Annotated in this window: 16 protein-coding genes and 3 tRNA genes; 8 read left to right on the forward strand and 11 right to left on the reverse strand. The window is 46.0% G+C overall.

Translation table 11 applies throughout. From position 1 onward, the window contains the following. Positions 1-119 precede the first annotated feature (119 nt). The 4 genes from IE070_RS01165 (at position 120) to IE070_RS01180 (ending at position 3076) form a co-directional block, all read left to right on the forward strand. Positions 120-195 (forward strand) — tRNA-Val (locus tag IE070_RS01165). A 108-nt stretch (positions 196-303) separates the two neighbouring features. After that, positions 304-379, forward strand: a tRNA-Val gene (locus IE070_RS01170). Between the two features lie 24 nt (positions 380-403). Further along, positions 404-479 (forward strand) — tRNA-Val (locus tag IE070_RS01175). 968 nt (positions 480-1447) lie between these two features. Then, positions 1448-3076: a response regulator gene (locus IE070_RS01180; protein WP_189479601.1), complete on the forward strand. Its 1629-nt coding sequence runs from the start codon at positions 1448-1450 to the stop codon at positions 3074-3076. Position 3077: 1 nt separating this feature from the next. On the opposite strand, the gene IE070_RS01185 is transcribed toward IE070_RS01180, so the two are convergent. The 9 genes from IE070_RS01185 to IE070_RS01225 form a co-directional block, all read right to left on the reverse strand. Continuing rightward, positions 3078-3548 (reverse strand): DUF2919 family protein, encoded by a 471-nt coding sequence (locus IE070_RS01185; protein WP_189479603.1) that lies wholly within the window; start codon positions 3546-3548, stop codon positions 3078-3080. Next, entirely contained in the window at positions 3545-5578 is a 2034-nt protein-coding gene (gene ligA / locus IE070_RS01190) for an NAD-dependent DNA ligase LigA (RefSeq protein ID WP_189479605.1), read from the reverse strand. The genes IE070_RS01185 and ligA overlap by 4 nt, the downstream gene beginning before the upstream one ends. 78 nt (positions 5579-5656) lie before the next feature. Beyond that, on the reverse strand, positions 5657-6553 hold the full coding sequence (gene zipA, locus IE070_RS01195) for a cell division protein ZipA (RefSeq protein ID WP_189479607.1): 897 nt from the start codon (positions 6551-6553) through the stop codon (positions 5657-5659). Positions 6554-6572: 19 nt separating this feature from the next. Further along, positions 6573-10037 carry a chromosome segregation protein SMC gene (gene smc / locus IE070_RS01200; RefSeq protein ID WP_189479609.1) on the reverse strand — a complete coding sequence of 1155 codons (3465 nt, stop codon included), beginning with the start codon at positions 10035-10037 and terminating at the stop codon, positions 6573-6575. A gap of 85 nt (positions 10038-10122) precedes the next feature. Beyond that, complete coding sequence (locus IE070_RS01205; RefSeq protein WP_189479611.1) at positions 10123-10782, reverse strand: mechanosensitive ion channel domain-containing protein; 660 nt, start codon at positions 10780-10782, stop codon at positions 10123-10125. A gap of 5 nt (positions 10783-10787) precedes the next feature. Further along, positions 10788-11282 carry a YcgN family cysteine cluster protein gene (locus IE070_RS01210; protein ID WP_189479613.1) on the reverse strand — a complete coding sequence of 165 codons (495 nt, stop codon included), beginning with the start codon at positions 11280-11282 and terminating at the stop codon, positions 10788-10790. Beyond that, positions 11283-11960: a fumarylacetoacetate hydrolase family protein gene (locus IE070_RS01215; RefSeq protein ID WP_189479615.1), complete on the reverse strand. Its 678-nt coding sequence runs from the start codon at positions 11958-11960 to the stop codon at positions 11283-11285. Between the two features lies 1 nt (position 11961). Continuing rightward, on the reverse strand, positions 11962-13014 hold the full coding sequence (locus tag IE070_RS01220) for a lytic murein transglycosylase (RefSeq protein WP_373296879.1): 1053 nt from the start codon (positions 13012-13014) through the stop codon (positions 11962-11964). A 16-nt stretch (positions 13015-13030) separates the two neighbouring features. After that, positions 13031-13309: a YcgL domain-containing protein gene (locus IE070_RS01225; RefSeq protein ID WP_189479617.1), complete on the reverse strand. Its 279-nt coding sequence runs from the start codon at positions 13307-13309 to the stop codon at positions 13031-13033. Between the two features lie 109 nt (positions 13310-13418). On the opposite strand from IE070_RS01225, the gene minC reads away from it, so the two are divergent. Genes minC through IE070_RS01245 form a run of 4 tightly spaced genes read left to right on the forward strand, consistent with a single transcriptional unit; the run spans position 13419 to position 16967 of the window. After that, positions 13419-14120: a septum site-determining protein MinC gene (gene minC / locus IE070_RS01230; protein ID WP_189479619.1), complete on the forward strand. Its 702-nt coding sequence runs from the start codon at positions 13419-13421 to the stop codon at positions 14118-14120. A gap of 11 nt (positions 14121-14131) precedes the next feature. Further along, complete coding sequence (gene minD / locus IE070_RS01235; RefSeq protein WP_189479620.1) at positions 14132-14941, forward strand: septum site-determining protein MinD; 810 nt, start codon at positions 14132-14134, stop codon at positions 14939-14941. A gap of 3 nt (positions 14942-14944) precedes the next feature. Continuing rightward, positions 14945-15205, forward strand: coding sequence for a cell division topological specificity factor MinE (minE, locus tag IE070_RS01240; RefSeq protein WP_189430780.1), 261 nt, complete (start codon positions 14945-14947; stop codon positions 15203-15205). Positions 15206-15245: 40 nt separating this feature from the next. Further along, positions 15246-16967, forward strand: a complete 1722-nt coding sequence (locus IE070_RS01245; protein WP_189479622.1) for a hypothetical protein — start codon at positions 15246-15248, stop codon at positions 16965-16967. 90 nt (positions 16968-17057) lie between these two features. Here IE070_RS01245 and rarD read toward each other — a convergent pair whose 3' ends face one another. Next, on the reverse strand, positions 17058-17969 hold the full coding sequence (gene rarD, locus IE070_RS01250; RefSeq protein WP_189479624.1) for an EamA family transporter RarD: 912 nt from the start codon (positions 17967-17969) through the stop codon (positions 17058-17060). 137 nt (positions 17970-18106) lie between these two features. Then, positions 18107-19480 (reverse strand): DUF4397 domain-containing protein, encoded by a 1374-nt coding sequence (locus IE070_RS01255; protein WP_189479626.1) that lies wholly within the window; start codon positions 19478-19480, stop codon positions 18107-18109. Positions 19481-19619: the final 139 nt, after the last annotated feature.

Here is a 19619-nt window from a genome sequence, read left to right on the forward strand (position 1 = left end):
TGCCGGTAATCTTAAGCAAATTCGTGATGACTGTTTAATTTTACGGCAAGCAAACCCAATTTTCGAAAATAAAGTTGACACTGTTTTATCGCTCCCTATAATGAGCGCCATCACAGCGTGGATTGTTAGCTCAGCTGGGAGAGCACCGCCCTTACAAGGCGGGGGTCACTGGTTCGAACCCAGTACAATCCACCAATTTTTAGTCATGTTATAGAGAGCACCGCCCGCTTTTTACGACGAGACGGTGGTAACTGGTTCAAACCCAGTACAATCCACCAATTAATGTGTCAACTCTACTCCCATGGATTGTTAGCTCAGCTGGGAGAGCACCGCCCTTACAAGGCGGGGGTCACTGGTTCGAACCCAGTACAATCCACCAAAATTTTATATATGTACTTCCCATGGATTGTTAGCTCAGCTGGGAGAGCACCGCCCTTACAAGGCGGGGGTCACTGGTTCGAACCCAGTACAATCCACCAATTTTTAGTCATGTTATAGAGAGCACCGCCCGCTCTTTACGACGAGACGGTTGTCACTGGTTCGAACCCAGTACAATCCACCAAACTCCTGCTATTAAATACACGTTTATTATTTCATTTTTTAGTTTCAAAAATCCAATATGTCTTTTTCTGTTTTCAACTATATAGTTATTTTTAGCATACTGCTTTAAATATCGGCTACAGGCAGCCTAGCAGTTTCAGCTCATTCACAGAAGCAAACTTACCAAGTCAGCTTGAGTTCGAGGCATCCGGCGGCTAAACGCGGCGTATCGCTTTTTAGAGGACCGCTGTGAATACCTCCTTGTACGGTTATAAACTTCATCCTGAAGTTTACCCTGCGGGTCAGCGCAAGCGCTGTTCAAATTCGTTCCCGACGAATTTGTAGGTTTTTCATCCCTGAAAAACACGTCCCCATAAAAAGGATACTCTGCGTTTACCACCTCGTGTTATTCCCGTATTACTATCTGGCCTAATGATCTTTTTAAACAAACAAGCAAATAACACCTATCAAGTTAGGCAGCGAGTCGATAATGCTAAACCAGGCGTCTTTCGCAGGGATGCGAAAGTTTACAAATTTGCCAGGAGCAAATTTGAACAGCTTTAGCTGGCCCGCAGGGCAAATTTCATGGATGAAGTTTGTAACCTTCCATGGATGGATTCACGGCGGCCTGGTGTGCATTATCGGCTGCAAGCAGCCTAGCGGTTCGGCTCAAACACACCAACAGAAACAAATTACACACCCACCAAGCACACACTTGCAGCTAGGCAGCGAGAAAATAGTTATTACCAAAAATACCGCTTAACTACTTAAAAATAATACCTTTGGATTACCTTAAAAGATAAAAATAACTGCATATTAGTCGCGAATAATTAACGCTATACAGTTATTCTGGATGAAAAAATTGCTATAGTATGGCATCTAGAACAAAACAGGACCGTAGCTGTAGATGGAGAGTTCGCTGAAGCGCAATGAACGTATACTCATTATTGATGAGCAATCATTGTCCCAGAGCTATCTACGTTTTGCGCTGGATGAGTTAGGCTATCAAGATGTCACCATCGCCGACAGGCCACAAATCGCCTTAAACCTTTGTCGTGAAAATCATTATAGCCTGATCATTTGCTCATACAACCAAGGTACCGGCAAAGATGGCTACCAGTTATATGAAGAACTCAAATTTAGTGGTTTGCAAAAGCATACAACTGGCATTATTTTCATAAGTGCAGAAACAGATCCAACTTTAGTGCACAGCGTTATTGAGTTGCAACCCGATGAATTTATGGCGAAACCCTTCGTGATAAAGGATTTGCAAGTACGTATTGAACGGGTATTAAAACGCAAAGAACAATTACGCCCGCTGTATCAACTGCTTGATGCGCACAACTACCCTGCTGCATTGCTTTATATTGATCAACAGCTTTCAGATGTCGCACAGCGAAAATGGTTTCCGCTGCTATTAAAACTCAAAGGCGACATTTTATTAATTGAACAACAGTTTGCTGATGCCGAACTCTTTTTTAAAGCGATGTTAGCGATCCAACCCTTTAGCTGGGCGAAAATGGGCTTAGTACGCTGTTATTTGCAATTAGACAAAGAAGCCCAAGCGTTTAGTGAGCTAGAGACGATGCTGGTTCGCTCTGATAGCCGATTATTTGCATTAGATTTATTGGCCGAGTTGGAGTTTAAACAGCAACGTTACCAAGAAGCACAGCAACATTTAATTAATGCGGCTGAGTTAGCGCCTCGTAATCTATTGCGTCAGCAAAAATTACTGCAACTCTCACGTTTAAATCACGATTACGAAGTACAATATCGTGCCGCCAAAGATATGGTGAAATTTGCACGCTACTCTATATTCGAACAGCCCGATTTGTATTTAAATTTAGCCCGCGCCAGCATTGATTTTGCGCTTAGCAGTGAAGATGAAGAGCAAAATAGTCGCTTAAACCGGCAAGCCACACTCAGTTTACAAAGCCTTCAAAAACAGTTTGCTAAACACGATTTGAGCGAACAACATCAAATTTTGCAAGCACGATTACTTTACCTGCAAGATCACAAAGATAAAGCGAAGGCGTTATTACGAGACTTAGATATAAATAGTCCAATTCACTCCCTAGAGGATGCGCTTGATAAGGCTAAAGCCTTACATGAGATTGGCTTAACCGATGCCTCGCAGCAATTATTTGACCAGATTAGCCAATATTGTTTGCAACAAAATACCGATCCGATGTTTAGTGCTTATTTACAGCAAGAGAAAGTTGAACGTAAACAAATGCAACAAGGGCCGCGTGAACTAAACAATAATGCGGTACAAATGTATCAAAGAGGACATTGGGAGCAAGCCTTTAACGCCTTTTCGCTGGCACATCAGGTTATGCCGAAAAATGCCGGTATTGCACTCAATCTATGGCAAACAATAATGACGTCGCCCCGCGCGTTATGCTCGGCAAAAGAACAAAGGCGTCTTCAATTAGAATGCCAACAAATAATTGAAAACTCGCCTCTTAAGCCAGAACAAAAGCGTCGCTACGATCAGCTTAAATTAAAATTTCAACATCCTGTTTCTTCAAGTTAACTTAGTTCTTCGATACCGGTTCAGGCCATTCTTTAAACACTGTTGGTAAGGTTTTTGATCGCAGCAACCAAAAAACTGCAATCCCCAGTGCGACCACCGTACTTATGCGCCATGGTGCATCTAAGATCGCGTCGGCGGGTAAATCGTACAAGGTATAAAACAAGTCAGCCACACAACAAACCAGTAATACCGGTTGGCTAAAACGCCACATATTTCGCCATGCCTTACTGCGTTTATCGCTGCGTTGCGTTAGCGCAGCAACCACAAACAACACCGGCAAGGCGATGCAACACGCCACAATAAAATCCAGTTGCTGTGGATAAAACAGCTTTAATAAATCTTTTTGTTGCGGCGGTAAGGTTAACACCAATACCCAACTTAAGTAGGGACGCAGTAACAACAATAATAACCAGTATAATCGCTGCGGTATCGGCGTTAATCCATATTTATCTAATAATGGCCAATCGTTCATGACAAACCATATTGTGCAAATAAGGCTAACATTTGCGTTTCGTTCCACACCGGCACGTTTAGCTCAGAGGCTTTCGCCAATTTAGAGCCTGCGTTATCGCCTGCAATAACCGCATGGGTTTTGGCCGACACCGAACCTGACACTTTTGCGCCAAGGCGCTGTAACAAGGCTTTGGCATCATCGCGACCCATACTGGTTAGGGTGCCAGTTAACACAATTGTTTGTCCTGCAAGTGGCTGCTCACTTTCTTGTACTTTTGCAATTTCCGGCCAATGCAATCCTTGCGCGATCAACGCAGCAACGACCTGCTGATTATGCGCTTCGCGGAAAAAATGAAACAGATGTTCAGCCACTACCGTACCAACATCCTGTACCGCAATAAGCTCGTCTAAACTGGCCTCTGCTAAGGCGTCAAGGGTGGTAAAATGATTGGCAAGGTTAAGCGCTGTCGCTTCACCGACTTCACGGATCCCTAACGCATAAATAAACCGTGGCAAGGTGGTACTTTTGGCTTGCTTAATGGCCTGTAATAATTTTAAAGCTGACTTCTCTGCCATCCGCTCAAGGCCAACTAACGAAGGCATATCAAGTGAAAATATCGCATCTGGCGTTTTCACTAAGCCTTGATCGACTAATTGCTCAACTAATTTGTCGCCGAGTCCCTCAACATCTAATGCTTTGCGTGACACAAAGTGTTTTAGGGCTTCTTTTAATTGCGCCGCACAAATTAAGCCACCACTGCAACGCGCTACCGCTTCACCCGTAACCCGCTCAATGCTGGAGTCACATACCGGACAGGTTGCAGGAAATAACACTGGTCGGGCATCAGCGGGCCGCTGCTCGCGGACGACCGATACAATTTGTGGGATCACATCGCCAGCGCGACGCACGATCACCTTGTCGCCAATTTGCACGCCCAAGCGGTTAATTTCATCTTGATTATGTAAGGTCGCATTACTTACCGTTACGCCGCCTACGTTTACAGGTGCTAGGCGAGCCACCGGTGTAATGGCTCCCGTGCGTCCCACCTGAAAATCGACCTCAAGCAAGGTTGTGATCATTTCTTGTGCTGGAAACTTAAACGCGATGGCCCAGCGCGGCGCTCTGGCCACAAATCCCAGCGCTTGTTGTTGGGTTAGATCACTGACCTTGATCACGACACCATCAATTTCATAGGCCAATTGCGATCGACGGTCCAGAATATCGTGGTAATAGGCTAAGGCAGCCGCTTCCCCTTCAACTAAACGGATCTCTGGACAGACGGGCAAGCCCCACGTTTTTAACTGCTGCAGACGCGTATAATGGCAAAGGTTATTGAATTGATTAGCATTATCTTCAATTACACCAACGCCATATGCATAAAACATCAGCGGACGCGTCGCGGTAATGGCCGGATCAAGTTGACGTAAGCTACCGGCCGCGGCATTGCGTGGATTCGCAAAAACTTTTTCGCCTTGCTGGCGCGCCAGATTATTTAATTGCTCAAACCCTGCAAGCGGCATAAAAACTTCTCCGCGCACCTCAAGTACTGCGGGAATCTGCTCGCCTTTTAGCTTTAACGGTACGGCACGAATGGTTCTGATGTTACTGGTAATATCCTCGCCGGTGTAACCATCACCCCGTGTCGCGGCTTGCACCAATACACCGTTTTCATAACGAATACTAACGGCTAATCCATCTAATTTGGGTTCACAGCAAAAACGAAATTCGCCTGCTAAATCTAAGCGGTCTCGCATCCGTTTTACAAAACTTGCAAAGTCGGTGGCATCAAAGGCATTATCCAGAGATAACATAGGGATACTGTGCTGGACTTGTGAGAACTTGGCTAACGGCGCAGCGCCAACCCGCTGTGTAGGCGAGTCAGAGCTAATCAGTGCGGGATATTGTTGCTCTAGCCGCTGAAGTTCACGAAACAGCCTGTCATATTCTGCATCAGGCACCGTTGGGGCGTCTAAAACATAATATTGATAATTGTATTCGGCCAGTTGCGTGCGTAACTGGCTGATTTGCTGTTCTGGACTTAGGTTCATAATCTCTGTAACTCTTAATAAAAACGGCAGGTATAAACCTGCCGTGATAATAGTCGTTGCGCCACGCTTGGCAGGGACTTAGCGGCGAATTAACCGCTGACGCTGAAACTCTCTTATCCGTTCAACATAGTGACGCACCGTTTGTACGGTAAGCACACTGCGTTGTCCATCTAATACCTGACCACCAAATTCTTCTGCCAGCTTCTTAGCCGCATTATTCATCACATTAAAGTTTTGTAGCGGTTCACCTGGCCCAGGTAACGTCATAAACAAGCTTAACCCGCGTGTGGTTAATTGATCCATATTATGAATATCAAAGGTGCCGGGGTTAAACATGTTCGCTAAACTAAATAACACCTCGCCATTGCCGGCACTGTCTTGATGACGATGAAAAATATCCATCTCGCCATATTTAAAACCTAATACCGTTAGCGCTGATAATAATTCTTGCCCCTGAATTTCTTTATGCTCGGGTAACAGTACATACAAAATTAACACTTCAGATGGCTCGGTAGCAGACTGATCTTGTAAGCTGTCTTGCTCAGTCGTTTCTGCAAACTGATCATAATCAGCATCTGTATCGGCAACGGTAGGCGCTTCTTGTGGCTCGTCAAACGCTGAAAAATTTAAAACCGGATCTTGAGGCGCCGTAAATAAATCGTCTTGCTCGGTTGGAACGGTCCGACGCTTCAAATCAATAGGCCGACTTTGGGGTTTTGCTTCTGGCCGAGGTGTGGTGGTGAAACGGGGCTTTTCGGGCACTTTTTTACCGCCGCCCTTCACTACCCGCACGGAGCCCACACCAAGCTCGTCAAACCCTTCTGCTGGTGGCGCGTCTTTGGTATTTTCTTCTGGATGATACCTGTGCGGCGTTTTGTTGTTGTTTTTACGCACAGTCCATAAGCCATGTAAAAATAAGCCCCCCAACAAGAGGGCACCTAAAATAATTAATACTAAACGCAACTCGCTAGCCATTTCTTATACCTTTAACTTTTTAGGCTACTGCCAGTTTGACAGCATCATCCACATCTACCGCTACCACCCTAGATACCCCGGGCTCCTGCATGGTAACACCCATTAATTGCGCTGCCATTTCCATAGCAATTTTATTGTGGCTAATATAAATAAATTGTACCGTTTCAGACATTTCACGCACCAAATTACAAAAACGACCCACGTTAGCATCGTCCAGCGGTGCATCTACTTCGTCCAGCATACAAAAAGGCGCTGGATTAAGCCTGAAGATTGAAAACACTAATGATAAAGCGGTTAACGCTTTTTCACCACCGGATAATAAATGAATTGTACTGTTTTTTTTACCAGGTGGTCGGGCCATGATGCTGACTCCCGTTTCAAGTAAATCATCATCGGTAAGATCCAGGTAAGCACTGCCGCCACCAAACACCTTAGGAAATAATTGCTTTAATCCGTCGTTTACCTCGTCAAAGGTTTCTTTAAAGCGTTGGCGAGTTTCCCGATCAATCTTACGCATCGCCGTTTCTAAGGTCTCTAACGCCGACACCAAGTCTTGATGTTGCTCGTCTAAATACTGTTTACGTTGTGCTTGTTGCTCATACTCTTCTATCGCAGCAAGGTTTATGGCGCCTAAGCGTGATACGGCGTCAACCGTTTTATCTAACTGCTGCTGCCATATTACTGCATCGGCGTCAGCAGGAAGCTCAGCTAAAACCGTTTGCATCGACACTTGCTGCTCTCGAAGTAACTCCATCATATTCGTCGCCCGTATACGGTAACCTTCGGCATCTAATCGCAATGACTCCAAGGCCTTTTGTTGTTGCGCGACACGCTGCAATATGCCCGACTGCCCTTGATCAATTTCGCGAATTTGTAACGTTAACGCGTTTAACTGATTGTTTGCAATAGCTAAAGCTTGCTCAGCGTCTTCGCGCTGTAATAAGGTTTCTTGTAATTGCTCTTGAAGCAACACCGGTGAGTCGTCTTGCAGCGTTAGCTGTGTCTCTAACGCGTGCACTTGTTCTGTAAGGGCGCGTTGTTGTGCTGCGGCACGTTGCACTGTGTCTTGTAGGGTTTGCTGTTGGCGCTGAGATACGGTTTGTTGCATCTGTAGTTGCGATAATTGCTCTTTTTGGGCCGTATGCTGTTGCCGTAATTGCGCTTCGTACTGACGCGCTTGGATCAGGGCCGCCTGGAGATCATCTTGCACTCCCTGCTGCTCTTGTAACGCATCTTCTGCATCGGCTAATTGCACCTGTTGCTGCTCTTGCTGTGCAAGCAGTAAAACGTGCTCTTCGGCTAACGCCGAGAGACTTTGCTGCAATTGCTGCCGTTGCTGTTGTCGTTGCTGCAATTCAAACTGTTTAAATTGCGCAGCACTCTGTAATTGCTGTAACTGGGATTTCGCCGCATCACGCGCTGATGAAGCCTGCTGACCACGGGCTTTAATAGCATGGCGTTGTTCTTGAGCGGCTTGTGCATGCTGGATCGCTGAGGCGAGCTCGGCATCAGCTGTTTTTTGCTCCGCCGCTAATTGCACTAGACGCTCTTGACGCAATAAGGCACTGTCTGCCGCTTCAATACTGGCGCTCAGCCCCCAGTTGCGGCCAAACCAACTTCCATCGGGACAGATCACAGATTGTCCCGGTTGCAGCTGGTGCAATATCTCCTCGGCTTCTGCCAGCGTATTGGCCAGCAAAATATGCCGAAAACTCTCAGGATAAGGTCCCGAGATCACCACGCTGGCTAAGGTTGCGCTATTCTCGTTTGCACTCCCTAGCCCCTGCGTATCGCATAACAAGTAAGCGTGTGTCGTTTGTGTTAACGCCTGCAACGGCGTGGCTGTTGCAGCCAACGTGCTATCTGTAGGGATCAATGTGGCCTGCTGTAATGCGCCTAGCGCGTGTGCTACGGCAAGCGCCCACCCTGGACGAATATTCACATGTTGTAATAAGTGCTGCTCTGTTGGGGGGATGCGCTGTTGCAACGCCAACAAATGCTGCTGTTCAAGTTGTAATACGTGATGCTTATTTTGCCAATGCTGCCGTTCGTCGTTAGCCACAGTGTAAGCTTGCTCAGCCAATGACAACTGCTGCTGCGCTAACTGCCATTCTTCATCAGTGGCTAACAGCACGGCCTGCTGCAGCGTCTGTTGCTGTTCAAGCTCTGCCAACGCTGTATGTAACGTGGTCTCCTCCAACTCCGTGAGACGCTGCGTCTGTTTAACCTGCTGAGTGGCAAGTTGCTGCAATTGTTGTTGCACATGCTGATCTTGCAATTGCAGTTGTTGAACGCGCGCGCGTAAACCAAAGGCGTATTGCTGTGCGTGATCATACTGCTGTTGCTGCTGGGTTACCTGCTCTGTTGCATCTTGTAATTGCAACGCGAGCTCGGCTACCTGCTCAGCCTGTAGTGCTAAGTCGGGTGCTAACTCGCTTAATTGCGCCGCTAGCTCGGCCAATTGCTGTACATCCATCTGCTGATGTCGATTAAACTCGAGCAAGGTGTGTTGTTTTTGCTGCAACTGTTGTTGCAATAACTGCTGCTGTTGACGCTGACTTAGTAATTGTTGCTCTAAACGGCTGATGGTTGCGCCCAATTGATAGTACAGATGCTGTTGACGTTCTTGCTCTGCACGCGCCGTTACTAACTGTTCTTTTAATTCCAGCAAAACACGCTGATCACCCACTTGGGCGGCGTGGTATTTTTCCAGCTCAGTTTCTTGCGCCTGTACTTGCTGCTCAACCTGTTGCAATTGTGCAGTAAACCCTAACCATTTAATGGTGGTCACTTCGGCTTTAAGTTTGCGTTCTTGCGCCTTGAGCTCTTTATAACGTTGTGCCGTAGCGGCCTGACGTTTTAACTTCTCAATATTTTTACCTAGTTCCTCGCGTACAACCGCTAACCGATCTAAATTATCGCGCGTATGTTTAATGCGATTTTCAGTTTCGCGGCGCCGTTCCTTGTACTTGGAAATACCGGCAGCTTCTTCCAGAAAGACCCGCAATTCTTGCGGTTTGGATTCAATTAGTCGAGAAATCATGCCTTGTTCAATAATGGCATAACTGCGAGGCCCTAAACCGGTTCCTAAAAAGATATCGGTGATATCACGACGCCGGCATTTACTGCCATTTAAAAAGTAACTGGATTGCGCATCACGGGTGACCAGGCGCTTAATGGCAATTTCACTGCGATCCGCTAATTGTCCCGCGAGCCGCCCTTGCGTATTTTCAAACACCAGCTCAACCGACGCTTGTGATACTGGTTTACGCTGCGCCGAACCATTAAAAATGACATCGGTCATGGCATCGCCGCGTAGGTTTTTTGCCGAGCTTTCGCCCAGCACCCAGCGCACTGCATCAATGACATTTGATTTGCCACAGCCATTGGGTCCCACTACCGCCGTCATCGCTTGTGGAAACGGGACTGTAGTGGGATCAACAAAGGATTTAAAACCGGCAAGTTTAATTTGTTTTAAGCGCATCGCCCCGCTGCAGATTTTTAGTTAAGCAGTTAATTAGGTTATTATTATTCAAGTAGTTTTAATCTACCGAAATTGTTTTGAGCTGTCACTTGCTAATTCGGCTGATTGGTCGGGCAGGATGATTTCTTTTGCGCCAGCGCTCGGCTTTGGTGATCACATCGACACTTTTACGATGCGGCAATGCGACCGGCGCCACACTGACAATCACTACCGGACGGGAGATAATCAAATTATTAGGATAAATAATCCGCTCTTGTTCTTTGGTGGTCAGCACGGTATTAAACAAATGGATTTCGGAGATATCGCCTTCTAGCGAATTATTACCATCAATAATTCTCACTTTACTGCCTTCGGCAAAGTCACGCTGTCCCAGCAAAATAAAAAAAGCGGTGACATTGCTAATTAACGACCAAGAGGCAAATAACGCCACACCGGCAACCGCAATAATGGACGATGCCAGTACCAATAAGCCACGAATGTCTACCCCCCACACGATGCTGAGAAGCACCATTAACAACAGGAGTAGTAAAATATGACACACAACCAACGCCCGTTTATTCATCTCTGGGCGCATGCGATTGCCCGCCAATAAATTATACATCACGGGGACGAGTCGGCGACTGATCACGATATAAGCCAAGAGAGCTAAAACGGATAAGCCTATTTGGATAATTGTTGGGCTTAAATAGCTACTTAATTGGGTGAGCAAATCGCTCTCGGCAATAATAGATTGTTCGACACTCATGGGTATTAATCCAAGTCGTTCAATGGCCAACTAACGATATAATCTTCAAACTTGTCCATATCGACATGATCTTCCGAAATCGTTTTGTTGCGAACCGACATCTGCTTTTTATGCATCAAACTTTTTTTGCCGCCATTTAATAACGGATGCCATGATGGTAAACCACGGCCTTCATGCAAACGCCGATAGGCACAGCTCGTTGGCATAAAAAAGATATCTTTCAGATTATCTTTGGTGAGTTTAATGCAATCCGGCACCAAAACGGTTCTTTGCTCATACTGCGTACATTCACACTTATGGCTGTTTAAATAGCGACAGGCAATATTACTAAAATGCACTTGCTCATCTTGCTGTAAAATCGCCGTAGGTCCTTCTTCTACTTCATCATCAATAAATTTGTTTAGGCAGCATTTGGCACAACCATCGCACAGTGCTTCCCATTCTTCGGTGTTCATTTCGGCCAGTGTTTTGTGCTGCCAAAAGTTTTCTGCTAAAGCCATTTAGTGGGTTACCTGGGTAGAGATTGAAAAAAATTGTGCTAAGTGTAACTGCAAACTGTCGCCTGCGTGCAAGGGCCCTACACCTGCGGGTGTACCAGTGAGCACCACGTCCCCCGGCAGCAGGGTAAAGTGCTGGCTCATCTCGCTGATCACTTGTCCGATACCGCGGATCATATTGGCGCTGTTGCCTTGCTGACGCAGCTCACCATTGACCAGTAAGCGAAAATCTAACTGCTGTGGATGCATGATGGCATCTTTCGCTACGAACTGGCTCAGTGGACAGGCGCCGTCAAACCCTTTGGCCACCTCCCAGGGGCGACCTAATTGTTTAAGTTTGGCCTGCACATCACGCAGGGTTAAATCTAATGCCAAGCCGTATCCCCAAATGGCGTCATTCACTTGTGCAACAGTGGCCTTTTTTAACGGTTTGGCAATCAAAACGGCCACTTCTAACTCATTGTGAACGGCTCCATGGCCGACAGGAATAGCAAAAGACGGTGCCAGCGGCACTAAAGCGGTTGTGGGCTTTATAAAAAACAACGCTTCTGCAGCCGTTTTGCTTTGCATCTCTGCAATATGATCTTGATAATTTTGCCCAATACACACCACTTTGCCTACCGGCAAAGGGATGACAGGTGCCGCAGCGTTATTTAGTACATATTCTTGATGTTGGTACATATTAACCTTGCTCCGCCACAATTAAATCGGCTAAATAACCGACACTGGTGACAAAGTAATACGAGCGATTCCAGTGCATTAAACTTTTGTAATTACTGTAAGCTAAAAAAGCGCGACCGTTAGGGCCATCGGGTAATATCAGCGCTGCAGGCATATCTCGCTGTGGCAAGCTTTCACCATTTAACCGCTGTACACCAAGTTTATGCCATTCGGTTAAAGAACGCTCTGAGGCATTCCAGCGTTGTAACCATTCGTTACGCGCCAAACTGCCACGTTGAATGGCATGCGCTGGGTCAAACCCTGCCGGCAACACCACTTCGCGCCCCCAGGTGCCACTGTTATCCCAGCCTTGTTGTTTTAAGTAATTGGCAATGGAGGCAAACACATCCAATTCATTGGTCCAAATATCTTTTTTGCCATCGCCATCACCGTCCTGCGCATAGGCTAGAAAAGAACTTGGCATAAACTGGCTTTGTCCCATTGCGCCAGCCCATGAACCTTTCATGTCTTCTAAGCGAATGTGACCTTCTGCCAGAATATCTAACGCATTAAAAAATTCTTGTTTAAAAAACGTTTCGCGGCGCCCTTCGTAGGCCAATGTTGCCAAGGCAGACGGAATAGAATAAGTCCCCATAAAACGGCCAAAGCTACTTTCTAAGCCCCATAATGCAATAATAAAGCGAGGTTGCACCTCATAGCGCTTTCCAATTTCCTCTAACTGTGGACCGTACTGCTGATAACGTTCCCGAGCCATCCGAATACGAATTTCACTTACCCGTTTCGGTAAATACGTACTCAGTGTTTCAACCACTTCTGGCTGGCTACGATCGGCGCTGATCACGCGTTCATGAAATTCCAAAGAGCTGAACACGGCATCTAAAAGAGCAGCATCATAGCCTCGTTGTTGCGCTTCGGCTTTTAACGCTGCGGTATATGCGGTGAAATCTGGTTTGGCATTGGGTGTTGTGGCAGCATCTTGTGCCAAGCTGCAACTGGACGTAAGCAATATGGCACCAGCAGCAAACCAATTACGTAAAAATAAACCCTTCATCATGCTCTCCTTTTTTAGACTACTGACCCAGTTGGGTGGCCGCTTTATGTGCAGCCAGCAAGTTTTCTGGTGGTGGTGGAAGTTGCAAATAAAAACCTTGCTCGACTAAAGCGGCTTTTAACTTATTGATATCAATCTGCGCCAAATGTTCCCTTTTTGCCAGATTAAGGATGGTGACGAGCTGGGGCGAACCAAAGTTTTGCAACAACAAGTCGGGCACTTTACTAAAGTCGTCCCGCTTTTCAATATACAAATAGGTGCCTTCTTTACGCAGGCTACGATAAACAGCGCATAACATACAATAAAACTACTTCGCTAACTTGCCTAACACATAGCAAGACTATAACATGAAGCGAATGTATAACGCTGCTGAAGCAGTGATAATAATAGCAAAAGCGCTGAATTTTATGTCTGAACACTCCTTAGAACTTAAGGGAAGTTTATTCCCTTTGTCCGTGTTACATTGTACTGATGTAAGTGTGTCTACACTGGAACCGCTGTTATCCGCGAAATTGGCTCAAGCACCGGGATTTTTCTATCAGGCACCTATCGTTTTAAACTTACAAGATTGCCAGCAGGTACCCGATTTTGTCGCATTAAAGCACCTTTTTGTTGATCTTAAACTGGTATTAGTTGGCGTTACTGGCGCGTCACCCACCATTAAAGCCGCCGCACAGCAGGCCGGATTAGCCGCCTTGCAAGCGGGTAAAACGACTTCAGCTAAAACTAACGAGGCACCACAGGCTGCTGTTAGCCCACAACAACTTGCACCGAGCACAATGGATAGCAAAATTGTTGAGCAGACGGTGCGTTCGGGCCAACAAATCTACGCAAAAGGCGCCGATCTTATTATCAAAGGCGCAGTTGGTGCGGGTGCGGAAGTGATCGCAGATGGCAATATTCATATTTATGGCTCACTACGCGGCAAAGCTATAGCCGGTGCTAGCGGTGACACCAGCAAACGTATTTACTGTTTTAACATGCAGGCCGAACTTATTTCCGTTGCAGGTAACTACTGGTTAAGTGACAGCTTGCAAGGTGAGTTTTGGGGTAAACCGGCTTGTATTAAGTTACAAGACGATACCTTGGTCATTTCAGAATTAGTGTAAGGAACGTCACTATGGCAAAAATTATTGTGGTTACATCGGGCAAGGGCGGTGTCGGTAAAACCACCTCCAGCGCCGCTATTGGAACAGGTCTAGCCTTAGCTGGGCACAAAACTGTTATTGTTGATTTTGATATTGGCTTACGTAATCTTGATTTAATCATGGGCTGCGAGCGCCGGGTGGTCTATGATTTTGTTAACGTCATTAATGGCGAAGCCAACTTAAAACAAACGCTGATTAAAGATAAGCGTGTTGATAATCTCTTTATTTTACCCGCCTCACAGACCCGCGATAAAGACGCACTGACTAAAGACGGTGTAGAGCGGGTGCTAACTGAGCTGGCAAAAGAGTTTGATTTCATTTTATGTGATTCACCTGCAGGCATTGAATCAGGTGCAATGATGGCCCTGTATTTTGCCGATGAAGCGGTCGTGGTTACCAACCCAGAAGTGTCGTCCGTACGCGATTCTGATCGTATATTAGGGATGCTTTCGAGCAAATCGCGCCGCGCCGAACAAGGTTTAGACGGTATTAAAGAGCATTTGCTGTTAACCCGTTATAACCCTGAGCGCGTGCAAAAAGGTGAAATGCTGAGCGTAGAAGATGTAAAAGAGATACTAGCAATTGAACTGATTGGTGTTATACCGGAATCACAAGCGGTACTAAATGCCTCCAACTCGGGTCAGCCCGTCATCATGGATAAAGACAGTGATGCAGGTCAAGCGTATCTTGATACCGTACAACGCCTGCTGGGCGAAACAGTGCCTTTCCGGTTTCTCACTGTGGAAAAGAAAGGCTTTATCAAAAGGATTTTTGGAGGATAACTGATGTCGTTACTGGACTATTTTCGTTCAAAAAAAACCAATACCGCCAGCACGGCGAAAGAGCGACTGCAAATTATTGTCGCGCATGAACGTAAACGCCGTTCTGGCCCGGATTATCTGCCACAATTAGAACGTGACATTTTAGAAGTGATCCGTAAATATGTTGATATTCCCGCCGACCAAATTGCGGTTTCGCTGGAACAACGCAGTGACGAATTATCAGTATTAGAACTGAATGTCACTTTCCCTGATGAAAAGCGCTAAGTAGCGCTTTTTCTTTTAATCTCTGTCAAAGGAGCAGACAATGCGCAAGACTCTTATTGCCGCAGCGGTTATCGCTGCAGGCGCCCTCGGCTATTATGCTATCAATCAATCATCTTCATCGGGTGTAAGCTTAAGCGAATTAGATTATGTTCCCGCTGATACGGCTCTGTTTTCTGGTCAGTTTACGGCTTTAGATTTAGTAGCCTATCTGAAAAGTCTTGGCATGTCTCCTGCGCAATTAAGCAATGACGAGATGCAAGAAGCGATGAACAGCTTATCGGCGGAATCTTCACCCGCAGTGAAATTCGGTATTGCGCTATTTCAAGATTACATGACCATTTTGAGTACACCGGATGATTTTGTTAAAAACACCGGTATTGCAGCAAAAACGCGCTCATTAAGCTATTTAGTCGGTGCCGCACCCGTTGTTCGCTTTGAGGTTGTTGATCCCGTTGCCTTTAAAGCCTTTTTCGAACGTGCCGCAGCAAAAAGCGGTGTAACGGTTGAAACGAAGCAGCTTGATACACACAGCTATCAAGTTTATTCGCTGCATGAGGTTCTAGAGGGATTAGAATTACTGGTCAGTGTCGATCGTGGCTGGGGCACCGTATCGTTACACAGCAATAAATTATCTGAAACCCATCGTGCTCAAGCGTTAGCACAGCAAAAACCTGCAGACAATTTAGGCAATAACAGCAAACTTGCTGATATGAGCAAAAAATACCAGCTAAAACAAGATGGTTTAGGGTTTTTAAGCACCGAGCAATTGGGTGTTGCCTTCACCACAGTTGATGGCAACCAACTCGCAAAAGATCTGCAGTTAGCCTTAAGTACCGTGGCGCCAGAGGCGCTAAACGTTTGGCAAACACCCGCTTGTCAAACCGACATTGCCATGTTAACTAAAACCTGGCCCGGTTTAGTTATGGATGCTGAAATTAAACAGCAAGATAATACCGGCATGACATTAAGCAGCAAAATGCTGTTCCCTACTGAAAGCAAAATTGCTTTAGAAGGCTTGCAAGGTATGCAAGGTTTTATTCCTAGCAGCCTGAATGGTAGCTTACATGCGTCTATGTTCTACATGGCACTGGGAACCGAAATCAGTCAATTGACACCGGCCATGAGCAAGATGTGGAGCGGGATGACCGATCTTAGCTTGAACTGCGAGCCGTTAGTTGCCGCGCAAACGCAAATGAAAGAACAAAATCCCATGATGATGCTAGCCATGGCCGGTATGGCGGCGAATGGGTTGCAAGGGATGTCAATTACCATTAACAGCTTTAGCATGGATGTTGCTACCGGCATGCCGAAAAGCGCTGATAGCTTAATTACGCTCTCTGCTGATAATCCACAAACCTTGTTTAATAACGCCAAAGCGATGTTACCTCCTTTAGCCGGTATTACCTTACCCGCTAATGGCGAAGACATCGCAGTAGCTGACATTTTCCCGCCTATCGCTGCATCTGGGTTAGATGTGCGCTTAAAAGCCAGCGGTAATCATTTATTGCTGTATGTTGGTGATATCGCTAAAACACAGGCTGAAACTATTGGTAAAGAGCCACTAAGCAAAAATGGTATCTTATCGGTAGGTATGGATTATAAACAGTTTTTTACCAGCATGGCCGACATGATCACCTTGTCTGGACAGCCTATGCCGCCTGAGTTTGAATCGATGATGAACACTAATATGCAAATGGGGTTTAGCTTTGGTGTAGACCAACATGGCATGGTCTTTCAAACCAATATGAAACTGGCAGAATAAAACGCAGAGCGTGACCTAATTAGCCAGCAGCACACCTTGCTGCTGGCTTTTTTATTGGTTAAGTGTATTAAATTGTTTCTAACATACTAATTAATCTTGCTGCTGATTCAGCTGCTGTTTCGCCCTACTCGCCCACCATGCATCAATGCTGTAACAACACAATGCTAACCAAATCAGTCCAAAGGTGAATAAGCGCTCTGCCGCAAAGGGTTCCTGATATAACCATACCCCAAATACAAACATAAATGTGGGACCAATATACTGAAAAAAGCCCATAGTGGATAATTGTAAGCGTCGAGCCCCAGCAATAAAACACAACAAGGGGATGGTTGTGACCAGGCCTGCCGCCATTAAGTAGGCATTTAACCCTAGACTATTTTGCATTAAATTGGCTGCTGGACTGGCCGCTAGCGCCCACCAATACCATAATGCTATTGGCAAAAGTAATAGTGACTCAAAAAAGAGGCCTTTAATGGCATCTACCGCGAGTTTTTTCCGGATCAATCCATACACAGCAAAAGAACTGGCTAACACCAGTGCTATCCAAGGGATAGCGCCAAAACTGATCACTTGCCATATTACGCCAGCCGTTGCCAATGCCACAGCAAGCCATTGCATAGGACGTAAACGTTCACCTAAAAAGCACATACCTAATAACACATTCAATAAGGGATTAATGTAATACCCTAAACTCGCATCCAACATATGCGCGTTATTCACTGCCCAGATAAATAATCCCCAATTACCGCCTAACAATACGGCTGAAAAGAGTAAGCAAGCCATTAATTTGGGACGCGCGACAAGTGCAAGTGTGGCACGACCTTGTTTAAGGACGATAATCACAACGAGTAATAACAAAAATGCCCAAACGATGCGATGAACAAGGATCTCAGGGGTAGGAATAAAATCAATTTGCTTAAAGTACAACGGGGCAATACCCCAAAGGGTATAGGCGCTGGCGGCAAAAATGCCCCCAAGCTTTTGTTCTCGCGTTAAAGACATAATTACTCCGATATTAAGGCGGGGATTATATCTCTAAACTAGGTGTCAAGGCAGCGTTCGCCAGAAATAAAGACCCCATTCAGCAACTACCGAATGGGGTCTTTATCAAAAGATGAGGTAAATGTTATGGCTAATGATTATTGCGCTACAACAAAGTCATCCATTAAAATTAATCCAACGTCACCCGTTAAGCCGGCACCATCACGCGCAATAGCGGTATAAATCTTGTTCGCGTCTAGGTCTAAAGCTACTGGACCTATGGCGGCCGTTTTGCTGCCTGCAGGGGTTACCGTAACAACATACTCACCGGCATTAAGCGATACGTATCCCGTTTCTTGTTTAAAGGTTACCGCAGCGAAAGCAGGTGTTGCAGTACTGATATCGCTAGTTGGCGTAACATAGATATCAACTGGCCCAGCTAAAGTCGAACCATGCACAATACGCACTTGTGCTTCGGTTGCAATGCGACGTGGCATATCACTTAGCACTAATGGCTCAATGCTATTTTGACCTAACGATCCCACCGCTAATACACTGTAGAAGGCCCCTTTTTCTAAGGTTAAATCCGCGTCAATAACCACAACACTGTTGTCAGCTGCAGCGGCCACTTTTACATTATACGTATCAGGTGCTACACCCACGTAATCCGTAAAGTTCGGGAAGGTTAATGCCTCTACCAGTTTAATGCTGTCGTTAACGATCACATCAACCGCAGGCGCATCAGATACGTTATGTACAACGCGCACCGACGAAGTTGTATTTACGTCGGTAATATCAGAAAAGGCACCATCAGGCGCGACCGCTAATAATGACACCGGTGACTCGCCCGAAAAACGACTATTAATGGCCGCAACCACAAGATCAGTGCCTCCCGCTAGAGCAAGCGTTCCAGAATCGAATACCACCGCTTGCTGACCTGGCAGTGTAATACGGACACGGTAGTTTCCAGCAGGCACGTCAAGTGCAGCAGTTGAGCCTTTATACTCTAGGGTAGCTAATGCTGTACCCAATGCCGCATCTGGAGCGGTAACATGGATGTCAACCGTAGGCGCTGCCGATGCCGCATGCACAACTTGTAAGCGAACATTGCCTGCTGCCAGATCTTTTACATCAGAAGTAACCACTAACGGCTCTAAGGTGTCACCGGCAACCGAGCCTACAGCAAAAACTTTGTAGTTTGTGGCGGCCGCTAAGGCAAGGTCCAAAGGTCCTATAACTGTTGCCGTGGTATTACCTGGCAGTATGCCTTGCACTGCAACATTAATAGTTGCCGGCGCCAAGCTAAAATTATCGGAGCTTTGGGCGTAGGCCAAATCTTCTATTACAGGTTGACCACCCACTAATACATTCACATTTGGCGCATCAGAAGCAGCGTGAATAACACGTAAAGTCGCATTAACTGGTGGTGGTGGCGGTGGTGGTGGCACAAACACCGGTTCATCACTGCTATTACAGGCACTGAGTGTCGCCATAGCAAGCGCGGCTAAGGAAAGCGGAATGATTTTTTTCATTGTTGTTACCCTTAAGTTGATGTAAGCGGAAAAATTTACGCCGCTTAAATTCCAGAGGATCAACAATTAATTGTTAAAAAATAAGCAAAAAATAGCATAAAATTAGCTATTTTTTTCACTGAACCAAATGTTACTTTAT

The organism is Alishewanella tabrizica, assembly GCF_014652375.1.
Lineage (GTDB): Bacteria > Pseudomonadota > Gammaproteobacteria > Enterobacterales > Alteromonadaceae > Alishewanella > Alishewanella tabrizica.

Bases quoted from the DNA above. Each gene is read 5' to 3' on its own strand.
- IE070_RS01245 (WP_189479622.1), top strand. From the start codon at position 15,246: ATGCGCAAGACTCTTATTGCCGCAGCGGTTATCGCTGCAGGCGCCCTC.
- IE070_RS01220 (WP_373296879.1), bottom strand. From the start codon at position 13,014: ATGATGAAGGGTTTATTTTTACGTAATTGGTTTGCTGCTGGTGCCATA.
- IE070_RS01210 (WP_189479613.1), bottom strand. From the start codon at position 11,282: ATGGCTTTAGCAGAAAACTTTTGGCAGCACAAAACACTGGCCGAAATG.
- IE070_RS01205 (WP_189479611.1), bottom strand. From the start codon at position 10,782: ATGAGTGTCGAACAATCTATTATTGCCGAGAGCGATTTGCTCACCCAA.
- IE070_RS01215 (WP_189479615.1), bottom strand. From the start codon at position 11,960: ATGTACCAACATCAAGAATATGTACTAAATAACGCTGCGGCACCTGTC.
- minE (WP_189430780.1), top strand. From the start codon at position 14,945: ATGTCGTTACTGGACTATTTTCGTTCAAAAAAAACCAATACCGCCAGC.
- IE070_RS01255 (WP_189479626.1), bottom strand. From the start codon at position 19,480: ATGAAAAAAATCATTCCGCTTTCCTTAGCCGCGCTTGCTATGGCGACA.
- minD (WP_189479620.1), top strand. From the start codon at position 14,132: ATGGCAAAAATTATTGTGGTTACATCGGGCAAGGGCGGTGTCGGTAAA.
- IE070_RS01185 (WP_189479603.1), bottom strand. From the start codon at position 3,548: ATGAACGATTGGCCATTATTAGATAAATATGGATTAACGCCGATACCG.
- rarD (WP_189479624.1), bottom strand. From the start codon at position 17,969: ATGTCTTTAACGCGAGAACAAAAGCTTGGGGGCATTTTTGCCGCCAGC.
- minC (WP_189479619.1), top strand. From the start codon at position 13,419: ATGTCTGAACACTCCTTAGAACTTAAGGGAAGTTTATTCCCTTTGTCC.
- IE070_RS01225 (WP_189479617.1), bottom strand. From the start codon at position 13,309: ATGTTATGCGCTGTTTATCGTAGCCTGCGTAAAGAAGGCACCTATTTG.
- ligA (WP_189479605.1), bottom strand. From the start codon at position 5,578: ATGAACCTAAGTCCAGAACAGCAAATCAGCCAGTTACGCACGCAACTG.
- IE070_RS01180 (WP_189479601.1), top strand. From the start codon at position 1,448: ATGGAGAGTTCGCTGAAGCGCAATGAACGTATACTCATTATTGATGAG.
- smc (WP_189479609.1), bottom strand. From the start codon at position 10,037: ATGCGCTTAAAACAAATTAAACTTGCCGGTTTTAAATCCTTTGTTGAT.
- zipA (WP_189479607.1), bottom strand. From the start codon at position 6,553: ATGGCTAGCGAGTTGCGTTTAGTATTAATTATTTTAGGTGCCCTCTTG.